The organism is uncultured Tateyamaria sp. (genome assembly GCF_947503045.1).
Classification (GTDB): domain Bacteria; phylum Pseudomonadota; class Alphaproteobacteria; order Rhodobacterales; family Rhodobacteraceae; genus Tateyamaria.
Genome location: NZ_CANNCF010000002.1, coordinates 794878 through 813145, shown reverse-complemented (window position 1 = coordinate 813145; position 18268 = coordinate 794878). Strand labels below are relative to the sequence as shown.

At 60.9% G+C, this 18268-nt stretch carries 17 protein-coding genes; 10 read left to right on the top strand and 7 right to left on the bottom strand.

Going from position 1 to position 18268, the window contains the following annotated elements; genetic code table 11:
* Nucleotides 1-2: 2 nt before the first annotated feature.
* Complete coding sequence (locus Q1A89_RS12380; protein WP_299728293.1) at nucleotides 3-455, top strand: MarR family transcriptional regulator; 453 nt, start codon at nucleotides 3-5, stop codon at nucleotides 453-455.
* Here the strand turns inward: Q1A89_RS12380 and ubiG are convergent.
* Nucleotides 452-1201, bottom strand: coding sequence for a bifunctional 2-polyprenyl-6-hydroxyphenol methylase/3-demethylubiquinol 3-O-methyltransferase UbiG (ubiG, locus tag Q1A89_RS12375; RefSeq protein ID WP_299728290.1), 750 nt, complete (start codon nucleotides 1199-1201; stop codon nucleotides 452-454). The genes Q1A89_RS12380 and ubiG overlap by 4 nt on opposite strands.
* Before the next feature lie 49 nt (nucleotides 1202-1250).
* Here ubiG and pip point away from each other — a divergent pair, with 49 nt between their 5' ends.
* From pip to infB, 6 genes are all read left to right on the top strand, one after another.
* Nucleotides 1251-2222, top strand: coding sequence for a prolyl aminopeptidase (pip, locus tag Q1A89_RS12370; protein WP_299728288.1), 972 nt, complete (start codon nucleotides 1251-1253; stop codon nucleotides 2220-2222).
* A complete protein-coding gene (locus Q1A89_RS12365) occupies nucleotides 2219-2995 on the top strand; it encodes an ABC transporter substrate-binding protein (protein WP_299728285.1) in 777 nt (258 codons plus the stop codon). The genes pip and Q1A89_RS12365 overlap by 4 nt, the downstream gene beginning before the upstream one ends.
* Before the next feature lie 128 nt (nucleotides 2996-3123).
* A complete protein-coding gene (rimP, locus tag Q1A89_RS12360; RefSeq protein WP_299728282.1) occupies nucleotides 3124-3699 on the top strand; it encodes a ribosome maturation factor RimP in 576 nt (191 codons plus the stop codon).
* Nucleotides 3699-5315, top strand: coding sequence for a transcription termination factor NusA (nusA, locus tag Q1A89_RS12355; protein WP_299728279.1), 1617 nt, complete (start codon nucleotides 3699-3701; stop codon nucleotides 5313-5315). Before rimP ends, nusA begins: the two co-directional genes overlap by 1 nt.
* A gap of 22 nt (nucleotides 5316-5337) precedes the next feature.
* Nucleotides 5338-5958, top strand: a complete 621-nt coding sequence (locus tag Q1A89_RS12350) for an RNA-binding protein (RefSeq protein ID WP_299728275.1) — start codon at nucleotides 5338-5340, stop codon at nucleotides 5956-5958.
* A 7-nt stretch (nucleotides 5959-5965) separates the two neighbouring features.
* Nucleotides 5966-8446 carry a translation initiation factor IF-2 gene (gene infB / locus Q1A89_RS12345; protein WP_299728272.1) on the top strand — a complete coding sequence of 827 codons (2481 nt, stop codon included), beginning with the start codon at nucleotides 5966-5968 and terminating at the stop codon, nucleotides 8444-8446.
* Nucleotides 8447-8522: 76 nt separating this feature from the next.
* On the opposite strand, the gene Q1A89_RS12340 is transcribed toward infB, so the two are convergent.
* The 4 genes from Q1A89_RS12340 to Q1A89_RS12325 all read right to left on the bottom strand — a co-directional run bounded on the left by Q1A89_RS12340 (nucleotide 8523) and on the right by Q1A89_RS12325 (nucleotide 11239).
* Entirely contained in the window at nucleotides 8523-8657 is a 135-nt protein-coding gene (locus Q1A89_RS12340; protein ID WP_299728269.1) for a hypothetical protein, read from the bottom strand.
* 118 nt (nucleotides 8658-8775) lie between these two features.
* A complete protein-coding gene (mutT, locus tag Q1A89_RS12335; protein WP_299728266.1) occupies nucleotides 8776-9174 on the bottom strand; it encodes an 8-oxo-dGTP diphosphatase MutT in 399 nt (132 codons plus the stop codon).
* Nucleotides 9171-10397, bottom strand: a complete 1227-nt coding sequence (gene argJ, locus Q1A89_RS12330) for a bifunctional glutamate N-acetyltransferase/amino-acid acetyltransferase ArgJ (protein WP_299728263.1) — start codon at nucleotides 10395-10397, stop codon at nucleotides 9171-9173. The genes mutT and argJ overlap by 4 nt, the downstream gene beginning before the upstream one ends.
* A 2-nt stretch (nucleotides 10398-10399) precedes the next feature.
* Nucleotides 10400-11239, bottom strand: a complete 840-nt coding sequence (locus Q1A89_RS12325) for a peptidylprolyl isomerase (RefSeq protein WP_299728260.1) — start codon at nucleotides 11237-11239, stop codon at nucleotides 10400-10402.
* 175 nt (nucleotides 11240-11414) lie between these two features.
* Here Q1A89_RS12325 and secA point away from each other — a divergent pair, with 175 nt between their 5' ends.
* The 3 genes from secA to Q1A89_RS12310 all read left to right on the top strand — a co-directional run bounded on the left by secA (nucleotide 11415) and on the right by Q1A89_RS12310 (nucleotide 16852).
* Nucleotides 11415-14114, top strand: a complete 2700-nt coding sequence (gene secA / locus Q1A89_RS12320) for a preprotein translocase subunit SecA (protein WP_299728257.1) — start codon at nucleotides 11415-11417, stop codon at nucleotides 14112-14114.
* Nucleotides 14115-14268: 154 nt separating this feature from the next.
* Nucleotides 14269-15276 carry a hypothetical protein gene (locus tag Q1A89_RS12315; RefSeq protein ID WP_299728254.1) on the top strand — a complete coding sequence of 336 codons (1008 nt, stop codon included), beginning with the start codon at nucleotides 14269-14271 and terminating at the stop codon, nucleotides 15274-15276.
* Between the two features lie 22 nt (nucleotides 15277-15298).
* A complete protein-coding gene (locus tag Q1A89_RS12310) occupies nucleotides 15299-16852 on the top strand; it encodes a substrate-binding domain-containing protein (protein WP_299728251.1) in 1554 nt (517 codons plus the stop codon).
* A 4-nt stretch (nucleotides 16853-16856) separates the two neighbouring features.
* Here the strand turns inward: Q1A89_RS12310 and radC are convergent, their stop codons facing one another.
* Both radC and Q1A89_RS12300 read right to left on the bottom strand, forming a co-directional pair.
* The gene (radC, locus tag Q1A89_RS12305; protein ID WP_299728248.1) at nucleotides 16857-17606 is read right to left on the bottom strand and encodes a DNA repair protein RadC; all 750 of its coding nucleotides are present in this window, start codon (nucleotides 17604-17606) and stop codon (nucleotides 16857-16859) included.
* Nucleotides 17607-17709: 103 nt separating this feature from the next.
* Nucleotides 17710-18222: a GNAT family N-acetyltransferase gene (locus tag Q1A89_RS12300; protein WP_299728245.1), complete on the bottom strand. Its 513-nt coding sequence runs from the start codon at nucleotides 18220-18222 to the stop codon at nucleotides 17710-17712.
* Nucleotides 18223-18268: the final 46 nt, after the last annotated feature.

Sequence of the window (18268 nt, the reverse complement as noted above, 5' to 3'; positions counted from 1 at the left end):
GCATGAGTACAGAAAAGAACGCATTGGCAATTTCGCTGTTCAGCGAAGTGCTGGCCGCGGACCAGATGGTTCGCTACCGGCTGAGCCGTGTGTTGCCCAAAGGCATGGAGATTTCGCACTTTTCCGTGCTGAACCATCTTGTCTGGCTTGATCAGGAACGCAGCCCAGCGCAATTGGCCGAAACGTTCAACATCACGCGCGGCGCGATGACCAACACGCTGAACCGTCTGGAATGGGCTGGATATGTGCATATCCGTCCCGATTGGGACGATGCGCGCCGTAAGATGGTGGCGATCAGCCCTGCAGGGCGTCGCGCCCGCGAACAGGCCCTCAGCGCGATTGCCCCCATGATCACCGAAGTGATCGACAGTCTGGGCGAGGACCGGGTCAAGGAAACCCTGCCGATCCTGCGGCAGTTGCGCATCCGCATGTCCGACAAGGGCAAGTCCGACTAGGCGCGTGGCTTCAGGCTCGCTGTGACGTAGTTCACGCTCAGATCCCGATCCGATAGTTTCCACGACCATGTGAGCGGGTTGAAAACGAATCCCTGCCGGTCCACCGGATCGAGGCCCGCATTGCGCAAAAGGTCGAACAATTCGTCCGGCGTGATGAATTTGGACCACTCATGGGTGCCCTTGGGCAGCCAACGCATCACATGTTCGGCACCGATGATCGCCATCATGAAGGATTTTGGATTGCGGTTCAGCGTCGAACAGACATGCAGCCCCCCCGGCTTCAGCAGGTCATGGCAGGCGGTCAGGTAACCAAGCGGGTCGGCCACATGCTCGACCACCTCCATGTTCAACACGACGTCGAATTGTTCGCCCGCCGCGGCCATGTCCTCGGCCGTGGTGTGACGGTAATCGATGGTCAGCCCGGATTGTTCCGCGTGGACCTGCGCCACTGGTATATTGCGTTCCGCCGCATCCGCGCCCACCACATCTGCCCCAAGGCGCGCCATGGGTTCGGCAAGCAGCCCGCCGCCGCAGCCGATATCCAGAATCCGTAGCCCGGCAAAGGGTTTGGCCCCCGTCAGGTCACGATCGAATTCGGCAGCAATCTGACGTGTGATATAGTCCAGCCGACAGGGATTCAGCATGTGCAGCGGCTTGAATTTTCCGTTCGGATCCCACCATTCTGCGGCCATCGCCTCAAATTTAGCGATTTCGGACGGGTCAACGGTGGTTTGATGCGTTTGCATTTTCGTCTCCGTATGCTCATGTGCGTTTGACGCTCTATGTAGGTCAGTAATGGACAAACACAGTGACCAAAAGCGCGCGGTACAATATCTGTATCCGCCGACCGACCCTTACGACCAACGTATGTTGGACGTAGGGCAGGGTCACCGCGTCTATATGGAGCAGTGCGGCAATCCGTCCGGCATCCCGGTTGTGGTTCTGCATGGCGGCCCTGGTGGCGGGTGCAGCCCGGCGATGCGCCGCTATTTCGACCCCGAACGCTATCGGATCATCCTGTTTGACCAACGTGGCTGTGGCCGGTCGCGCCCGCATGCGTCCGTGACCCACAACACCACATGGCATTTGGTCGACGATATCGAATTGATCCGCCGCACGCTCGAGATCGACGCGTGGATCGTCTTTGGCGGCAGTTGGGGTGCGACCCTTGCCCTCATTTATGCCCAAGCCCACCCCGCCCGCGTGCGCAATATCGTGTTGCGTGGTGTCTTCCTGATGACCCAGCGCGAGCTTGACTGGTTTTATGGCGGTGGCGCGGGCCGGTTCTGGCCCGAGGTCTGGGGTCGATTCGAATCGCTGATCCCGGAGGATGAGCGCGGCGATCTGATCAGCGCCTATCACCGGCGTCTGTTTTCCGGCGACATGGCGATGGAAACGCGATTCGCCCGTGCGTGGTCGTCCTGGGAAAATGCGCTGGCCTCGATCCACTCGACCGGGTCGGGCGGCGAGGCCCCCGGGGATTACGCCCGTGCCTTTGCGCGGCTCGAGAATCACTATTTCACCAATGCCGGGTTCCTTGAGTTTGATGGCCAGATCCTCGCCCATGCAGGCCGGATCAAGCACATTCCCGGCACCATCGTGCAGGGCCGTTATGACATGATCTGCCCGCCCGAAAGCGCCTATGCGTTGTCCAAGGCGTGGCCCAATGCCGACCTCAAACTGATCCGCAATGCCGGTCACGCCTTGTCCGAGCCGGGAATTTCGGCTGAACTGGTGCGCACCATGGACAGGATTGCAGGGAAATGACCCGCATCGACCGCCGCGCCCTATTTGCTTCTGGTGCCGCCGCAGCCTTGCTGGCGGCCACGGGTGTCTCTGCGTCGCCGCAGCGTGGTGGGCGTTTGCGGGCGGCATTGTCCTCTCCGCTGTTTGATCAGGCTGTTGCAGCGACCGTGTACGACAACCTGACCGAGATCGCTGCAGACGGTACTTTGCGCGGCGAATTGGCGACCGACTGGTCGTCGGATGCAAGCGCACGCCGCTGGCGGTTCACATTGCGCGAGGGCGTATCGTTTCACGATGGCACCCTGTTTGAGGCGAGCCACGTGCAGGCGCTGCCGATGACGGTCGAGGTCATAGATGCGCGCACCGTCGATATCGTGCTGGAAACCGCAAATCCGAACCTGCCTTACCTGCTGGCCCATCCGGGCTATGAGATTCGTTCCGAGTCGGGCGCGGGTACAGGGCTGTACACGGTCCAAAAACTGGATCAAGGCCGTCATTTCATCGGCACCCGGGTTGCGGATCACTGGAAAGAACAGGCGGGCTGGTTCGACAGTGCCGAGTTTGTACATTTCAGCGCCGACGCCGTCCGGGCCGAAGCGCTGCGGGACGGGCTGGTGGATGTGGCTGATATCACTGCCCTCGATCCGCTTGCCAATCCACGCGATTTTCAAACGCTTCCGGGTGGTCAGGTGCCGACGCATATCGCGGCCAACACCGTGGCCGTCCCGATGTCCGTCGGCAAATCCTGGCCGCTCGATAACCTGCGCATGGCCGAGAGGTGGTGGATGGGCTGAGAGGCCTTGCATCATGGGGGCGAGGTGCGTATATCCCCTTCAACAGCGGCGCGCTGGGGTCCACACCCAACGCTCCACCGAGAAACATCAACGGGCCGCGCGCCCGTTTTTTTGTGCCTGAAAGACCCATGTCAAACGACCTGATCGCCAAATCCGCCATCGACCGTCGCCTGGCCGAGATCATCACCCCGGTGATCGAGGATCTGGGCTATGAGCTGGTGCGTGTGCGCCTGATGAGCGGCAAGGAATCGACGCTGCAGATCATGGCCGACAAGCCCGAAGGCGGGATCGAGGTTGATGACTGTGCCGCGATTTCTACGGCTGTCAGCGCTACACTGGATGTGGAGGATCCGATTCTGGATGCCTACACGCTCGAAGTGTCGAGCCCCGGCATTGACCGCCCACTGACCCGGCTCAAGGATTTCGACATGTTCGAGGGCTATGACGCAAAGCTGGAAACCGACGAGCTGATCGACGGGCGCCGCCGTTTCAAAGGTGTGCTGGCGGGTGTCGAGGATGACGAAGTGCTGATCAACGTGGCCGAGGGCACGATTGGTCTGAAATTTGACTGGTTGACCGAGGCCAAGCTGGTGCTGACCGACGAGTTGATCAAGGAAATGTTGCGCCAACGCAAAGCCGCGGGTGTGATCAAGGAAACCGAATTCGATGAAATACAGACCGAAGGGTCTGAGGAGGACAACTGATGGCCATTACATCCGCAAACCAGCTTGAGCTGCTGCAGACCGCCGAGGCTGTGGCCCGCGAAAAGATGATCGACCCTGCGCTGGTCATCGAAGCAATGGAAGAATCGCTCGCCCGTGCCGCCAAGTCCCGCTACGGCGCGGAAATGGACATCCGCGTCGCAATCGACCGCAAGACGGGCCGCGCGACCTTTACCCGCGTGCGTACGGTGGTCGAGGACGAGCTGCTGGAAAACTATCAGGCCGAGTTCACCGTCGAGCAGGCCAAGCAGTACATGGAGAACCCTGAGGTCGGCCAGCAGCTGATCGAAGAGGTCCCGCCCGTCGAAATGGGACGAATCGCGGCCCAGTCCGCCAAGCAGGTCATCCTGCAAAAGGTGCGCGAAGCCGAGCGGGACCGTCAGTTCGAAGAGTTCAAGGACCGCGCGGGTACCATCATCAACGCTCTCGTCAAGCGCGAGGAATACGGCAACGTCATCGTCGATGTGGGTGCGGGCGAAGCGATCCTGCGCCGCAACGAAAAGATCGGTCGCGAAAGCTATCGCCCCAATGACCGCATCCGCTGCTACATCAAGGATGTGCGCCGCGAACAGCGCGGGCCACAGATTTTCCTGAGCCGCACCGCGCCCGAATTCATGGCTGAGCTGTTCAAGATGGAAGTGCCCGAAATCTATGACGGCATCATCGAGATCAAGGCTGTCGCCCGCGACCCCGGGTCGCGCGCCAAGATCGCCGTGATTTCCTATGACGGTTCTATCGATCCTGTCGGCGCCTGCGTCGGTATGCGTGGTTCGCGCGTGCAGGCCGTTGTGAACGAGCTGCAGGGCGAAAAGATCGACATCATTCCGTGGAATGAAGACCAGCCGACCTTCCTTGTGAACGCGCTGCAGCCTGCCGAGGTTAGCAAAGTGGTTCTGGACGAAGAGGCCGGCAAAATCGAAGTGGTCGTGCCCGAGGAACAACTGTCCCTCGCCATTGGCCGTCGCGGTCAAAACGTGCGTCTGGCGAGCCAACTGACAGGCCTCGACATCGACATCATGACCGAGGCCGACGAATCGGCCCGCCGTCAAGCCGAGTTCGAGACGCGTACCAAGCTGTTCATGGACAATCTGGATCTCGACGAATTCTTTGCCCAACTGCTGGTCTCCGAAGGGTTCACAAACCTCGAAGAGGTGGCTTACGTCGAGGTCGACGAGCTGTTGGTTATCGATGGTGTGGACGAAGACACCGCCGCCGAATTGCAGGCCCGCGCCCGCGATGTGCTCGAAGCGGCGGCAAAAGCCGCCCTTGAAAACGCCCGTGCGCTGGGTGCCGAAGACAGCCTTATTGATTTTGAGGGCCTGACACCCCAGATGATTGAGGCGCTGGCCAAGGACGACGTGAAAACGCTCGAAGATTTTGCAACCTGCGCTGACTGGGAACTGGCCGGTGGCTGGACGACGGTCGATGGCGAACGTCACAAGGATGAAGGTGTTCTTGAACCTTTTGAGGTGTCTCTGGAAGAGGCCCAGCATCTGGTGATGACGGCCCGCATCCTGCTGGGTTGGGTTGATCCCGCCGATCTGGAAGCGGACGCCGAAGAAGAAGACGGCGAACTTGCCGAGGAGTCCGAGGCCTGATCTCAGGCCTCGGGGCAACTTCATGGGACGCGGTGGCGCCTCAAAAGATCGCTCGGACGGAGCGGAACGCAAGTGCATTGCCACAGGCGAGGTGCAGCCCAAGCATGGGCTGATCCGTTTTGTCGTGGGTCCGGAGACGCAAATCGTCCCGGACATTGCGGGAAAACTGCCCGGGCGTGGTATATATGTCGCGGCGGATCGTGCGGCGCTGGACAAGGCAGTGAGCAAAAAGCTGTTTGCCCGCAGCGCCAAGATGCCCGTGCAGGTGCCGGACACGCTGGTGGACGAGGTCGAGCGGCAACTGGTGCGCCGCGTGGTTGACCTGATCGCACTGTCCCGCAAATCGGGGCGGGCGGTCGCGGGATATGAAAAGGTGAAGGCCTGGCTTCAGAACGAGGAAGCGCAGGTGCTGATACAGGCGGTGGATGGGTCTGGACGTGGCAAGTCCAAGCTGAGCACGCCGCATTTTGGAACGTATATTGGCTGGTTGACGGCTGACGAATTGGGTTTGGCCTTTGGACGCCAAACTGTGATACATGGCGCGCTCGCCTCTGGTGGACTCACGCAACGTGTTGTAGAGGAAGCCAACCGTTTACGCGGTGTGCGCGAAAATGACGGCGGCAACGGTCGCCGGGAAGGATAGACGAGCTTTGAGCGATACTACTGACGGGAAAAAGACACTGGGTCTGCGCGGCGGCGCGCGTCCGGGCAATGTGAAACAGAGTTTCAGCCACGGACGGACCAAGAATGTCGTCGTCGAGACCAAGCGCAAGCGGGTCGTCGTGCCCAAGCCGGGTGCGGCCAAGCCTGCTGGCGGACCTGCGGCTGCGGGCGGTGACCCCAGCCGTCGCCCCGCAGGCATAACCGACGCCGAGATGGAACGCCGCATGAAGGCCCTGCAGGCGGCCAAGTCGCGTGAGGTCGAGGAGGCCGCGCAGCGCGAAGCCGACGAAAAGGCCCGCGAAGAAGAACGCGAACGCCGCCGGGCCGAGATTGAGGCCAAAGAGCGTGAAGAGAAAGAGCGCGAGGAAAGCCTGAAGGCCAAGGCCGAAGAAGACGCACGCAAGGCCGCCGAAGCTGCCGCTGCCGCACAGGCCGCTTCTGCACCTGCGCCCTCCGAACCAACCGCGGCCCGCACACCCAGCAATCGGCCCGCGCCTGCGCAGACACCGCGCAAGACGGATCGTGACCGCGAAGAAACGAACAAGCGCAACAAAGGCACTGACAACCGTCGCTCGGGCAAGCTGACTCTGAACCAGGCGCTGTCCGGTGGCGAAGGTGGCCGCCAGCGGTCTATGGCCGCGATGAAACGCAAACAGGAACGCGCCCGGCAAAAGGCCATGGGTGGCACGGTCGAGCGTGAAAAGGTCACGCGCACTGTCGCCCTGCCCGAAGCCATCGTGGTGTCCGAACTGGCCAACCGTATGGCCGAGCGTGTCGGTGACGTTGTCAAATCGTTGATGCAAATGGGCCTGATGGTCACGCAGAACGAAACCATTGATGCTGACACCGCCGAACTGATCATCGAGGAATTTGGCCACAACATCCAACGTGTGTCCGATGCCGACGTTGAGGACGTGATCAAGGAAATCGAAGACGACGCAGCCGACCTGCTGCCCCGTCCTCCGGTCATCACGATCATGGGCCACGTCGACCACGGCAAGACATCGCTGCTGGACGCCATTCGCGACGCCAAGGTTGTTGCGGGTGAAGCGGGTGGGATCACGCAGCACATTGGTGCCTATCAGGTGAAAACCGACGGTGGCGCGCTGCTCAGCTTCCTCGACACGCCCGGTCACGCGGCGTTTACGTCGATGCGATCGCGCGGTGCACAGGTCACGGATATCGTTGTGCTTGTGGTGGCCGCCGATGACGCGGTGATGCCCCAGACCATCGAGGCGATTGCCCACGCAAAGGCGGCCAAGGTGCCGATGATCGTGGCGATCAACAAGATCGACAAACCTGCGGCGAACCCGGACAAGGTCCGTACCGATCTGCTGCAGCACGAAGTGATCGTGGAAAAGATGTCTGGCGAGGTGCAGGACGTCGAGGTTTCGGCCATCTCGGGACAGGGTCTGGACGATCTGCTCGAAGCGATTGCGCTGCAATCCGAACTGCTGGAGCTCAAGGCCAACCCGAACCGCGCCGCCCAAGGTGCCGTGATCGAGGCGCAGCTTGATGTGGGCCGTGGCCCTGTCGCGACGGTTCTGATTCAGAACGGCACGCTGCGTCAGGGCGATATCTTTGTTGTGGGCGAGCAGTACGGCAAGGTCCGGGCACTGATCAACGACAAGGGCGAGCGTGTGAAAGAGGCCGGGCCATCGGTGCCGGTCGAGGTGCTTGGCCTCAATGGCACACCCGAAGCGGGCGACGTTCTGAACGTGACCGAGACCGAGGCGCAGGCCCGCGAAATCGCGGAATACCGCGCCAACGCGGCCAAGGACAAGCGCGCGGCGGCCGGTGCGGCGACAACCCTCGAACAGCTGATGGCGAACGCCAAGGCCGACGAGGATGTCAGCGAACTGCCCATTCTGGTCAAGGCTGACGTGCAAGGCTCTGCCGAGGCAATCGTTCAGGCGATGGAGAAAATCGGCAATGACGAGGTGCGCGTGCGCGTGCTCCACTCGGGTGTTGGTGCCATCACCGAAACCGATGTGGGTCTGGCCGAAGCGTCCGGCGCGCCGATCATGGGCTTTAACGTGCGTGCCAACGCATCTGCCCGGAACACGGCGAACCAGAAAGGTGTCGAGATCCGGTACTATTCGGTGATCTACGACCTCGTGGACGACGTCAAAGCGGCGGCCTCCGGCCTGCTCAGCAACGAAATCCGCGAGACCTTTATCGGATATGCCGAGATCAAAGAGGTATTCAAGGTGTCCAACGTCGGCAAGGTCGCGGGTTGTCTGGTTACCGAAGGCGTGGCCCGTCGCAGTGCAGGTGTTCGCCTGCTGCGCGACAACGTGGTCATCCACGAAGGCACGCTGAAAACGCTCAAGCGCTTCAAGGACGAAGTGGCCGAGGTACAGTCGGGTCAGGAATGCGGGATGGCGTTCGAGAACTACGACGATATCCGACCCAAGGATGTCATCGAGATCTTTGAACGCGAAGAAATCTCACGCTCGCTCGACTAAGGCAGTGCCATCAGAACACGAAAAAGGGGACAGTGAGTGCTGTCCCCTTTTTCTTTTTGTCGGTCTGGTATCCGTATCAGGCGGCCTGTGAAACCGGCGTGCCGGAAAAATGCGCTCCGTCCACGCGGACGGTCATGCGCCCATCTGGCAGGGTTCTGACATAGATCCCCTGCACCAAAATCGCAGTGCCCATTGCGATCGTTTTCAACATTGCTCTTCCTCCCCAAGAAAAACGTGTTTTCATTTTGCACAAAAAATATGTGCGAAGTCATCAACAATGTCATAGAAATGACACTTTTTATGCAAATTTAGAACACTTTCCGGGAAATTTACAGCCAATCCCGTAAAATCGGGATTAATGGGACGTCTGCAGCGGGCATCGGATAGGATTTCAGATCGTTTGGCCGAACCCATTTGAGGGTCTGTCCTTCACGCGATTGCGGGGTGCCTTCCCACTTTCGACAGGCAAAAAGAGGCATCAACAGGTGAAACGACTCGTAACTGTGGCTGGCGAATGTGAGCGGCGCGAGGCAGGACTGCCAGGTGTTGATGCCCAACTCTTCTTCGAGTTCGCGGATCAGCGCGGCCTCGGGTGTTTCGCCCTCTTCGATCTTGCCGCCCGGGAATTCCCAAAGGCCCGCCATCGATTTACCTTCGGGACGCTGGGCCAGCAATACCCGCCCATCTTTGTCGATCAGCGCGACGGCTGAAACCAGGACAACCTTCACGACCGGTAATCGGCGTTGATTTCGATATATCCGTGCGTCAGATCGCAGGTCCAGACGGTAGAGGCGCCGTGGCCCATGCCGCAATCCACACGGATGCGGATGTGTTCGGATTTCATATGCTCTGCCGCGTCCGCCTCGGCATAGTCCGGACTGACCCAGCCGTTTTCGGCCACAAGGATGTCGCCAAACCAGATCGACAGCGTATCCCGGTCCGCCGGAGCGCCGGATTTGCCCACGGCCATCACCACGCGGCCCCAGTTCGGGTCCTCGCCTGCGATGGCCGTTTTGACCAGTGGCGAGTTCGCTATGGACAACCCGTGCGTCTTGGCGCTGGCGTCGTCCACGGCCCCGGTCACTTCGATTTCGACAAACTTGGTTGCCCCTTCGCCGTCGCGCACAACTTGATGGGCGAGGTCCAGCATTACGCTGTGCAGCGCCGCCTCGAACGCGGCATTGCCCGTTGCATCCACACCGCTCGTCCCGGTGGCGGCCACCATCAGGCTGTCCGAGGTCGAAGTGTCGCTGTCCACGGTGATGCAGTTGAAGGTCGCATCGCACACCTTGGTCGTGACCGCTTGCAAGGCCGCCTGATCCACCTGCGCGTCGGTAAAGATGTAAACCAGCATCGTCGCCATATCCGGGGCGATCATGCCGCTGCCCTTGGCAAAGCCCGCGATTTTGATGGTCTTGCCATCAATTTCGCAGATGGTCGCCGCTCCCTTGGGGTAGGTGTCCGTCGTCATGATCGCGCGGGCCGCGTCGGCGATGGCTCCCGGTGACAGATTTTCATTCAGATCGGACAGCTTGGCGGTGATCCGATCATGGGGCAGCGGTTCGCCGATGACCCCGGTCGATGCGGTGAAGACACGGGCGGCAGGAATGCCGGTGGCTGCGGCAGTTGCGGCCACGATGGCGTCCGTCGCCTCCTGCCCGTTGCGCCCGGTAAAGGCATTGGAATTGCCCGAATTCACCAGAATGGCTGCACCGTCATCTGACGCGCCACCCAGTTTGGCCTGACAATCCAGAACCGGGGCAGACCGTGTGGCCGACTTGGTAAAGGTGCCTGCAATGGCCGTGCCGGGTGCGCAGAGGGCCAGCATGACGTCGGTGCGCCCCTGGTAGCGGACCCCGGCGGCGATGGCGGAAAACGACACCCCCTCGATCACCGGCAGGTCGGGGAACGCCGCCGGAGCCAGGGGTGATACCTTTGTGATGGCCGCCATGCCTATTCGACCAGTGTGAGGTCTTTGAGCACTGCGGGATCGACACCTTCGGCACCGGACTGGTCAATCTCGGCCCCGCTGGTCAGTTCGGCAATCCGCGCTTCCAGTGCCTCTGCGCGCAGGGTTTCCTCGATTTCGCTGCGAACCTGTTCGAGCGGTGGGCGTTCCTGCACACGGGTTTCATTCAGGATAATCACATGCCAGCCGAACTGGGTCTGGACGGGATCGGAGATTTCTCCAACTTCCAGCGCGATAACCGCCGCCTCAAAGCTGGGGACCATTGCGCCGGTGGTGAACCAGCCCAGCTGGCCGCCATTTGGGCCGGAGGGGCCGGTCGACTTTTCACGTGCAACGGCGGCGAATTCGGCACCGCCTTCGATCTCTTCCTTCACGGCCAGCGCGGCCTCTTCGGTTTCCAGCAGGATGTGAGAGGCGTTGTATTCCTGTGCCGCCTCGGCCCCTTCGAACCGGGCCTCATAGGCGGACTGGACAGCAACCGGGTTCAGGGCCGATGCAAACACCTTTTCCAGCGTCTCGCCCGCGGTCAGGGAACGGGTTTCGTTTTCCAGCGACAATTGTGCACGTTTGGGCAGCTCGCCATCAAAGGATTGGGCCAGCAGGGTCTGCTGCACCAGTTGTTCGAGGATGCCGTTGAACAGCACTGCGTCGGGCAGTTCCTGAAACTGTGGCGGCAGCGTCGCGCGCGCCACGATCATGTGCCCAATCGTGATATCGGTGCCGTTCACGGTCGCTACGACCTTGTCCGCATCCTGCGCTGCTGCTGGCAATGCCATTGCGGCAACGAGGCCCAGAGCGGGCAAAGAGAGTAGGTGTTTCATCATGGAACAGTCCTTGGGCTGGGCACGCGACAGGGGCGTGCATTGACACGGTTTGGCGCGACCCTTACATCGCCCTATGGACGCGGCCCGGGCCGTTTTTGCCTGACCGTTTCTATGGGCTTGGCACGCGCCCGGCAAGCAGTTGCTGTACAACATGAATTGATCGGCTGGAGAACGCATGCTCGGTTTCAAAACCCTCACCAAGAAGGTGTTTGGCACGCCTAATGATCGCAAGGTCAAGGCGACGCGGCCATTGGTCGAGCAGATCAACGCGCTGGAGGCCGAGGCCCAGGCGCGCAGCGACGAGGGTCTCAAGGACAAGACCGAGGAGCTGGCCAAACGTGCGATGGGTGGCGAGGCCCTTGATGATCTGTTGCCCGAAGCGTTCGCCAACTGCCGCGAGGCGGCCCGTCGCACGCTGGGCCTGCGCGCCTATGACACCCAGTTGCTGGGCGCGATTTTCCTGCATCAGGGCAACATCGCCGAGCAGAAGACAGGTGAAGGCAAGACGCTGACCGCGACGTTCGCCTGCTATCTCAATGCGCTGACCGGCAAAGGCGTGCATGTGGTCACGGTCAACGACTACCTCGTTCAGCGGGATGCCGAATGGATGGGCAAGGTGTTTGCCGCTCTTGGTATGACCACTGGCGTTGCGATCTCGGGCATCGGTGAGGACGCCAAACGGGCCGCCTATGCCTGTGATGTGACCTATGCCACCAACAACGAATTGGGCTTTGATTACCTGCGCGACAATATGAAACCGTCCATCGACCAGATGGTCCAGCGCGGGCACAACTATGCCATCGTGGACGAGGTCGACAGCATCCTGATTGACGAGGCCCGCACGCCGCTGATCATCTCCGGTCCGCTGCAGGACCGGTCCGAGATGTACGTGACCATCGACGCGATCATCCCGCTGATCCAGGAAAACCATTTCGAGCTGGATGAAAAGCAACGCAGTGTGACCTTTACAGATGACGGCAACGAATTCCTCGAAGAGCAGCTGCGCGAGCGCGGCCTGATCGAAGAAGGGGCCTCGCTTTACGATCCTGAAAGTACCTCCATCGTGCACCACGTCAACCAGGGCCTGCGCGCGCACAAGCTGTTCCGCAAGGACAAGGACTATATCGTGCGCAACGACGAAGTTGTCCTGATTGACGAATTCACCGGTCGCATGATGACCGGGCGCCGCTTGTCGGATGGTCTGCATCAGGCCATCGAGGCCAAGGAAAACGTGAAGATCCAGCCCGAGAACCAGACACTCGCATCGGTCACGTTCCAGAACTATTTCCGCCTCTATGACAAGTTGGCGGGCATGACCGGCACGGCTGCGACCGAGGCCGAGGAATTCCGCGAAATCTACGGCCTAGGCGTGGTCGAAGTGCCCACCAACCGGCCCATCACTCGCGTCGATGAAGACGATCAGGTGTTCCGCACCGCCGCCGAGAAATACAAGGCAATGATCGAAGAGATCAAGGAAGCCCACCAAAAGGGTCAGCCTGTGCTGGTCGGCACCACCTCTATCGACAAGTCCGAGATGTTTTCCAAGCTGCTCGAAGCTGAAAGCATCCCGCACAATGTCCTGAACGCCCGCCAGCACGAGAAAGAGGCGCAGATCATCGCCGATGCGGGCAAGTTTGGTGCGGTTACGATCGCCACCAACATGGCCGGGCGCGGCACCGACATTCAGCTGGGCGGCAACGTCGAGATGAAGGTGCTGGAGGCGATCACAGCCGACCCCGAGGCCGATCCGGGCGAGTTGCGCGCGCGTATCGAGGCCGAGCATGCGGAAGAGAACAAGAAGGTTCTGGCCGCTGGTGGCCTGTTTGTCCTTGCCTCTGAACGGCACGAAAGCCGCCGCATTGACAATCAGTTGCGGGGCCGGTCCGGGCGTCAGGGGGATGCGGGGCGCACCTCGTTCTACCTGAGCCTCGAAGACGATCTGATGCGCATCTTTGGCTCTGGCCGCCTGGACAAGGTCCTCAAGACGCTCGGCCTCGAAGAAGGCGAGGCGATTGTGCACCCGTGGGTGAACAAGTCGCTGGAACGCGCGCAGGCCAAGGTCGAAGGCCGCAACTTTGACATCCGCAAGCAGCTTTTGAAATTCGACGACGTGATGAACGAGCAGCGCAAGGTGATCTTTACCCAGCGCCGCGATATCATGGAGGCCGAGGACCTGTCGGAGATCACGGCCGACATGCGTGATCAGGTGGTGGACGATCTGATCGACCAGTTCCTGCCGCCCAACACCTATGCTGATCAGTGGGACATGCAGGGCCTGCACGCGGCGGTGATGGAACAACTTGGGCTTGATGCGCCCGTTGTCGCCTGGGGTGACGAGGAAGGCGTGGACGACGAACAAATCCGCGACCGCCTGATCGAAGCGAGCGACAAGCTGATGGCGCAAAAGACCGAGGCCTTTGGTCCCGAGAATATGCGCAGCATTGAAAAGCAGCTGTTGCTGCAGGCGATCGACGGCAAATGGCGCGAACATCTGCTGACACTGGAACACCTGCGTTCGGTCGTGGGGTTCCGCAGCTATGCGCAGCGCGATCCGCTGAACGAATACAAAAACGAAGCGTTCCAGTTGTTTGAGAGCATGCTGGACAGCCTGCGCACGGAAGTGACGCAAAAGCTGGCCATGATCCGCCCGATGACGGACGAGGAACGCGAACAGATGCTCGCGGAAATCGCGGCCCAACAGCAGGCTGCAACCCAAGTGGCCGAGGACAATGCCCCACCTGCCCCGACGGCGGAAGCCATCGAAAGCGGCTTTGACGAAAACGATCAAAGCACGTGGGGCAATCCGGGCCGAAACGAACAGTGCCCCTGTGGCTCCGGCAAGAAGTTCAAACACTGTCACGGGCGGCTCACTTAGGCCCGATCACGCCCGAAATACGGCACCTGATTGATCGGCGGACTCAAGCCGCTGCCCCATTCCTGCCCCAAAGACTCCGCTTGCTGGTCATAACCCGGCCCCTTTGCCGTGCGAATCCGTTTCGTAGGGAAGTCCGTGGAAGGGACGTGGGAAAATGAAACATATGAAAGAAGTCATGACGGGCGCTGGAACTCTGGCGATTGCCGTGGGTATCGGTTTTGTCATGCAAAGCAGCGAGGCAGCGCAGGAACGATATGGGGCGCAGGCCCGACCGACCTTGGCCAAAACAGCGAATGACGCCAAAGTGGTTCTGAACACCGCCACCAGCGCTGATATCCTGCTTCAGGTGCAAGACATCGAATTGACCTCTGCCAGCGAAGTAACGGATGTGAGCGTTCCTGAGACGGACGCGGCCGTGCAACGCGCCTCGGCCACCGTTGACGATCTGCTGCCGGAACCGGAGAAATTTCCGCTGGTACCCGAATGCGAAATCTCTGCCGAGGCAGTTCCTGTTGATGGCGCCATGGTGGCCCTGACGCTCGATGCGCCTTGTGCACCCAATGAACGTTTGACCGTGCATCACAATGGCATGCTGTTCACCCATGCGACGGATGATGCGGGCACTGCCTCGATCACCGTGCCAGCATTGGCCGAGCAAGCGGTGTTTATCATGGCGTTTGCAAACGGCGATGGCGCCGTGGCACAGGCCACCGTGGCCGACATCACCAGCTATGACCGCATCGTTCTGCAATGGCGCGGCGATGCCGGGTTCGAACTGCATGCACGGGAATTCGGTGCCGAATACGGCCAACCGGGTCACCTGTGGTCCGGCAGTGATGCCAACATCGAAGGGTTCGCATCCGGCGCCAATGGGTTGATCACCCGACTGGGCGATACCATGTCGGCGCAGCCGCTGATGGCAGAAGTCTATACATTCCCCAGCGCGTTGTCCGCCCAACCCGGCGAGATCGACATGAGCGTCGAAGCCGAGGTGACCGCAAGCAACTGTGGCCTCGAAATCGAGGCGCAATCGCTGGAGATGAGCCAGGGCGGTACGCTGAAAACACACAATCTGACCCTCGCGGTCCCTGATTGCGATGCACTTGGCAGTTTTCTGGTGTTGAACAATCTTGTCTCAGACCTGAAAGTCGCCAGCAACTAACCGTTGCGACAAAGGGCACTTTATGGCTTGGGCACGTGCGGCGATTTTCGCCGCACTTTCATTTTGGGGGACTGTGCTTGCCGCGCAGGATGTGACGCTGACCTCGCCCGACGGGCAGGTTGAACTCAGTGGCACATTGCTTGGCTTTGATGGCGAGTTTTACCGGATCGAGTCGATCTATGGCGAGTTGACGGTCGATGGATCGGGTGTGCTGTGCGAGGGGCCTGCCTGTCCGAACCTGCAGGACTTTGTGGCCGAAGTGGCGATCTCGGGCTCCTCTACCATGGGCGCTGTGCTGATCCCCGCGCTGATCGAAGGGTTCGCGCTGCGCAACGATTACCTCACGCGCCGCGAACCTCTGGAGCCGTCGGGGTTCACCTATGTGCTGATCGACGCAAGCACCGAAAAGCCGGTGGCGCGGTTCTATATTCAGGCCTCCACCACCGACGAGGGCTTTGCCGATCTTCTGGCCAATGACGCCGACATTGTCATGGCCCTGCGCGAGATCCGTCCGGAGGAACGCCAGCGCGCCCGGGAGATCGGGATGGGTGACATGACCGGGGCCAATCGCAGCCGCGTTCTGGCGCTGGATGCAATGGTGCCGATTGTGGCGCCCTCCAATCCCGTCGATCAGATTTCACCACAGGCATTGGCGCAGGTCTTTGCCGGGCAGATCAACAATTGGGCAGCCCTTGGTGGTGCGGATGCGCCGATTTCGCTGCATCTGCCGGGCGCGCGCACTGGTCTTGGGCAGTCGGTTGAGGACAAGGTGATGGGCCCGATCAAGCTGCCCTTTGCCGACGGGATCGTGCGCCATGACCGTGCGGGAGATGTGGTCGATGCCGTGCTGGCTGACCCCTTCGCCATCGGAATCGCGAGCTATGCAGAGACGGGGGATGGCCGTGCGCTGACCCTGACCGGGACATGCGGGTTTTCGCTATCCGCACAGCGTGGCACGATCAAGACCGAGGATTATCCGCTGACCGCGCCCATGTTTCTTTACATTCCGGCCCGCCGCCTGCCCAAGGTCGCGCGCGAATTGCTGGCCTATATGCGCGGCTCTTCCGCCCAGATCGTGATCCGGCGCGCCGGTTTTGTCGATCAGGCGCCAGAGGAAGTGTCTATAAATGATCAGGGTTACCGGTTTGCTAACGCGGTGACCTCTGCCGGGCCGGAGGTGTCGCTGGAAGAGCTTCAGCGCATGACCCGGACACTCTACGGCATGGCCCGTCTGACCACTTCTTTCCGGTTCGAGGCAGGCTCGGTCCGGCTGGATGCGCAGTCGCGGTCAAATGTGCAGCAATTGGCGCGCGCGCTGGAACAAGGCACCTATGATGCGCGGCAGATGCTGTTGGTTGGGTTCAGTGACGGAGACGGGCCCGCAACAGCCAATCGCAACATCGCCCTGCGTCGGGCGGAGGCTGTGCGGCGCGCTGTCGTGGCCGCGGCCGAGACGGCAAATTTTGAGCGAATTCAATTGAGTGTGGATGCGTTTGGAGAGGCGCTGCCGATGGCTTGTGATGACAGCGCGTGGGGACGTCAAGCGAACCGGCGGGTCGAGGTCTGGGTGCGCTGAGCGCCTAGAGATACCCTTCGGATTTGAAGCTGAGTTCACGGGATTTGCCGACGATCAGGTGATCATGCAGGGTCAGGCCAAGTGCGCCGCAGGCGTTTTCCATCTGGTTGGTCATGTCGATGTCGGACTGGCTGGGCGTAGGATCGCCAGAGGGGTGATTGTGCACGAGGATCAGTGCGGAAGCGTTGAGTTCCAGCGCCCGCTTGGCCACTTCGCGCGGGTAGACGGGCACGTGATCGACAGTGCCTTTGCCCTGTTCTTCATCCGCGATCAGCACGTTCTTGCGGTCCAGAAACAGCACCCGGAACTGTTCGGTTTCGCGGTGGGCCATGGTGGTGTGGCAGTAATCGATCAGCGCGTCCCAACTGGAAATAACGTGCGCGTTCAATATCTTGGCCCGGGCGAGGCGTTGGGCGGCAGCCTCGACAATCTTGAGCTCGACAATCACCGCATCGCCCACACCCTTGATCCCGCGCAACCGTTCGACGGGGGCAGAAACGACACGGTTGAAGTCGCCAAATTCAGCCATCAGCAGATGCGCCAAGGGCTTGACGTCCTGGCGGGGGATGGCGCGGAAGAGGACCAGTTCGAGCAGCTCGTAATCGGGCATCGCACCCGCGCCACCGTCCATGAACCGGGCGCGCAGGCGCTTACGGTGATCGGCCATATAGGAGGGCGTGCGGCCCTTGGGCATCAGGGCAGGCGTGGCCTCATCCAAGTCGAAAGGCAGGGGTTGTTCGGCGAAATGTGTCATGCCGCAACAGTGCCGAACGGTTGGTTAGCACGGGGTTAACGAAAGGCGAAAAGCGGTGTGCACAACCTGTGCACCGGGCGTGCACAGCCTGTGCACCGAATTGTCACACATCCGCGCGGGCGCGGACAAAGGCGGCCTCGGTCACTCCGTCGGTGACCTCGATCCCTATCTCGGTGAATCCGGCGCGGACCATCAGATTTTGCGAGGCCATGTTTCGGATGTCGGCCCAGGCCCTGATCCGGTCGATGGGGGTTTCGTCAAACAACAGACCTACGGCCAGTGCGACGGCGCGGGTGGCATGGCCCTGTCCTTGCGCGGCGCGGGCGAGGGTGATGCCGAGCTCCGCCTCGGTCTGATCCTGGGACAGGTGCAGACCCATGTCGCCGAGCAATGCGTCGGTCTCTGCGTCCGCCACTGCGATCTGGGTCCAATGTCCGGGAGTGAACAGCGGTTCTGACGTGGCCGCATGGGTCAGAAAACCGGCGGCGCGGTCGTCGTCCATCGCCTCCCAACTCTGGAACTGTGCAACGACGGGATCGTTGCGATAGGCCTGAAAGGCGCGCAGATCGTCGGGAGACAAACGGCGAAGGGTGGTGGATTGAGTTGTGAGCCGCATGGGGTGAAGGTGGGCAAATTGCCCACCCTACGCAAGCCGGTTATGT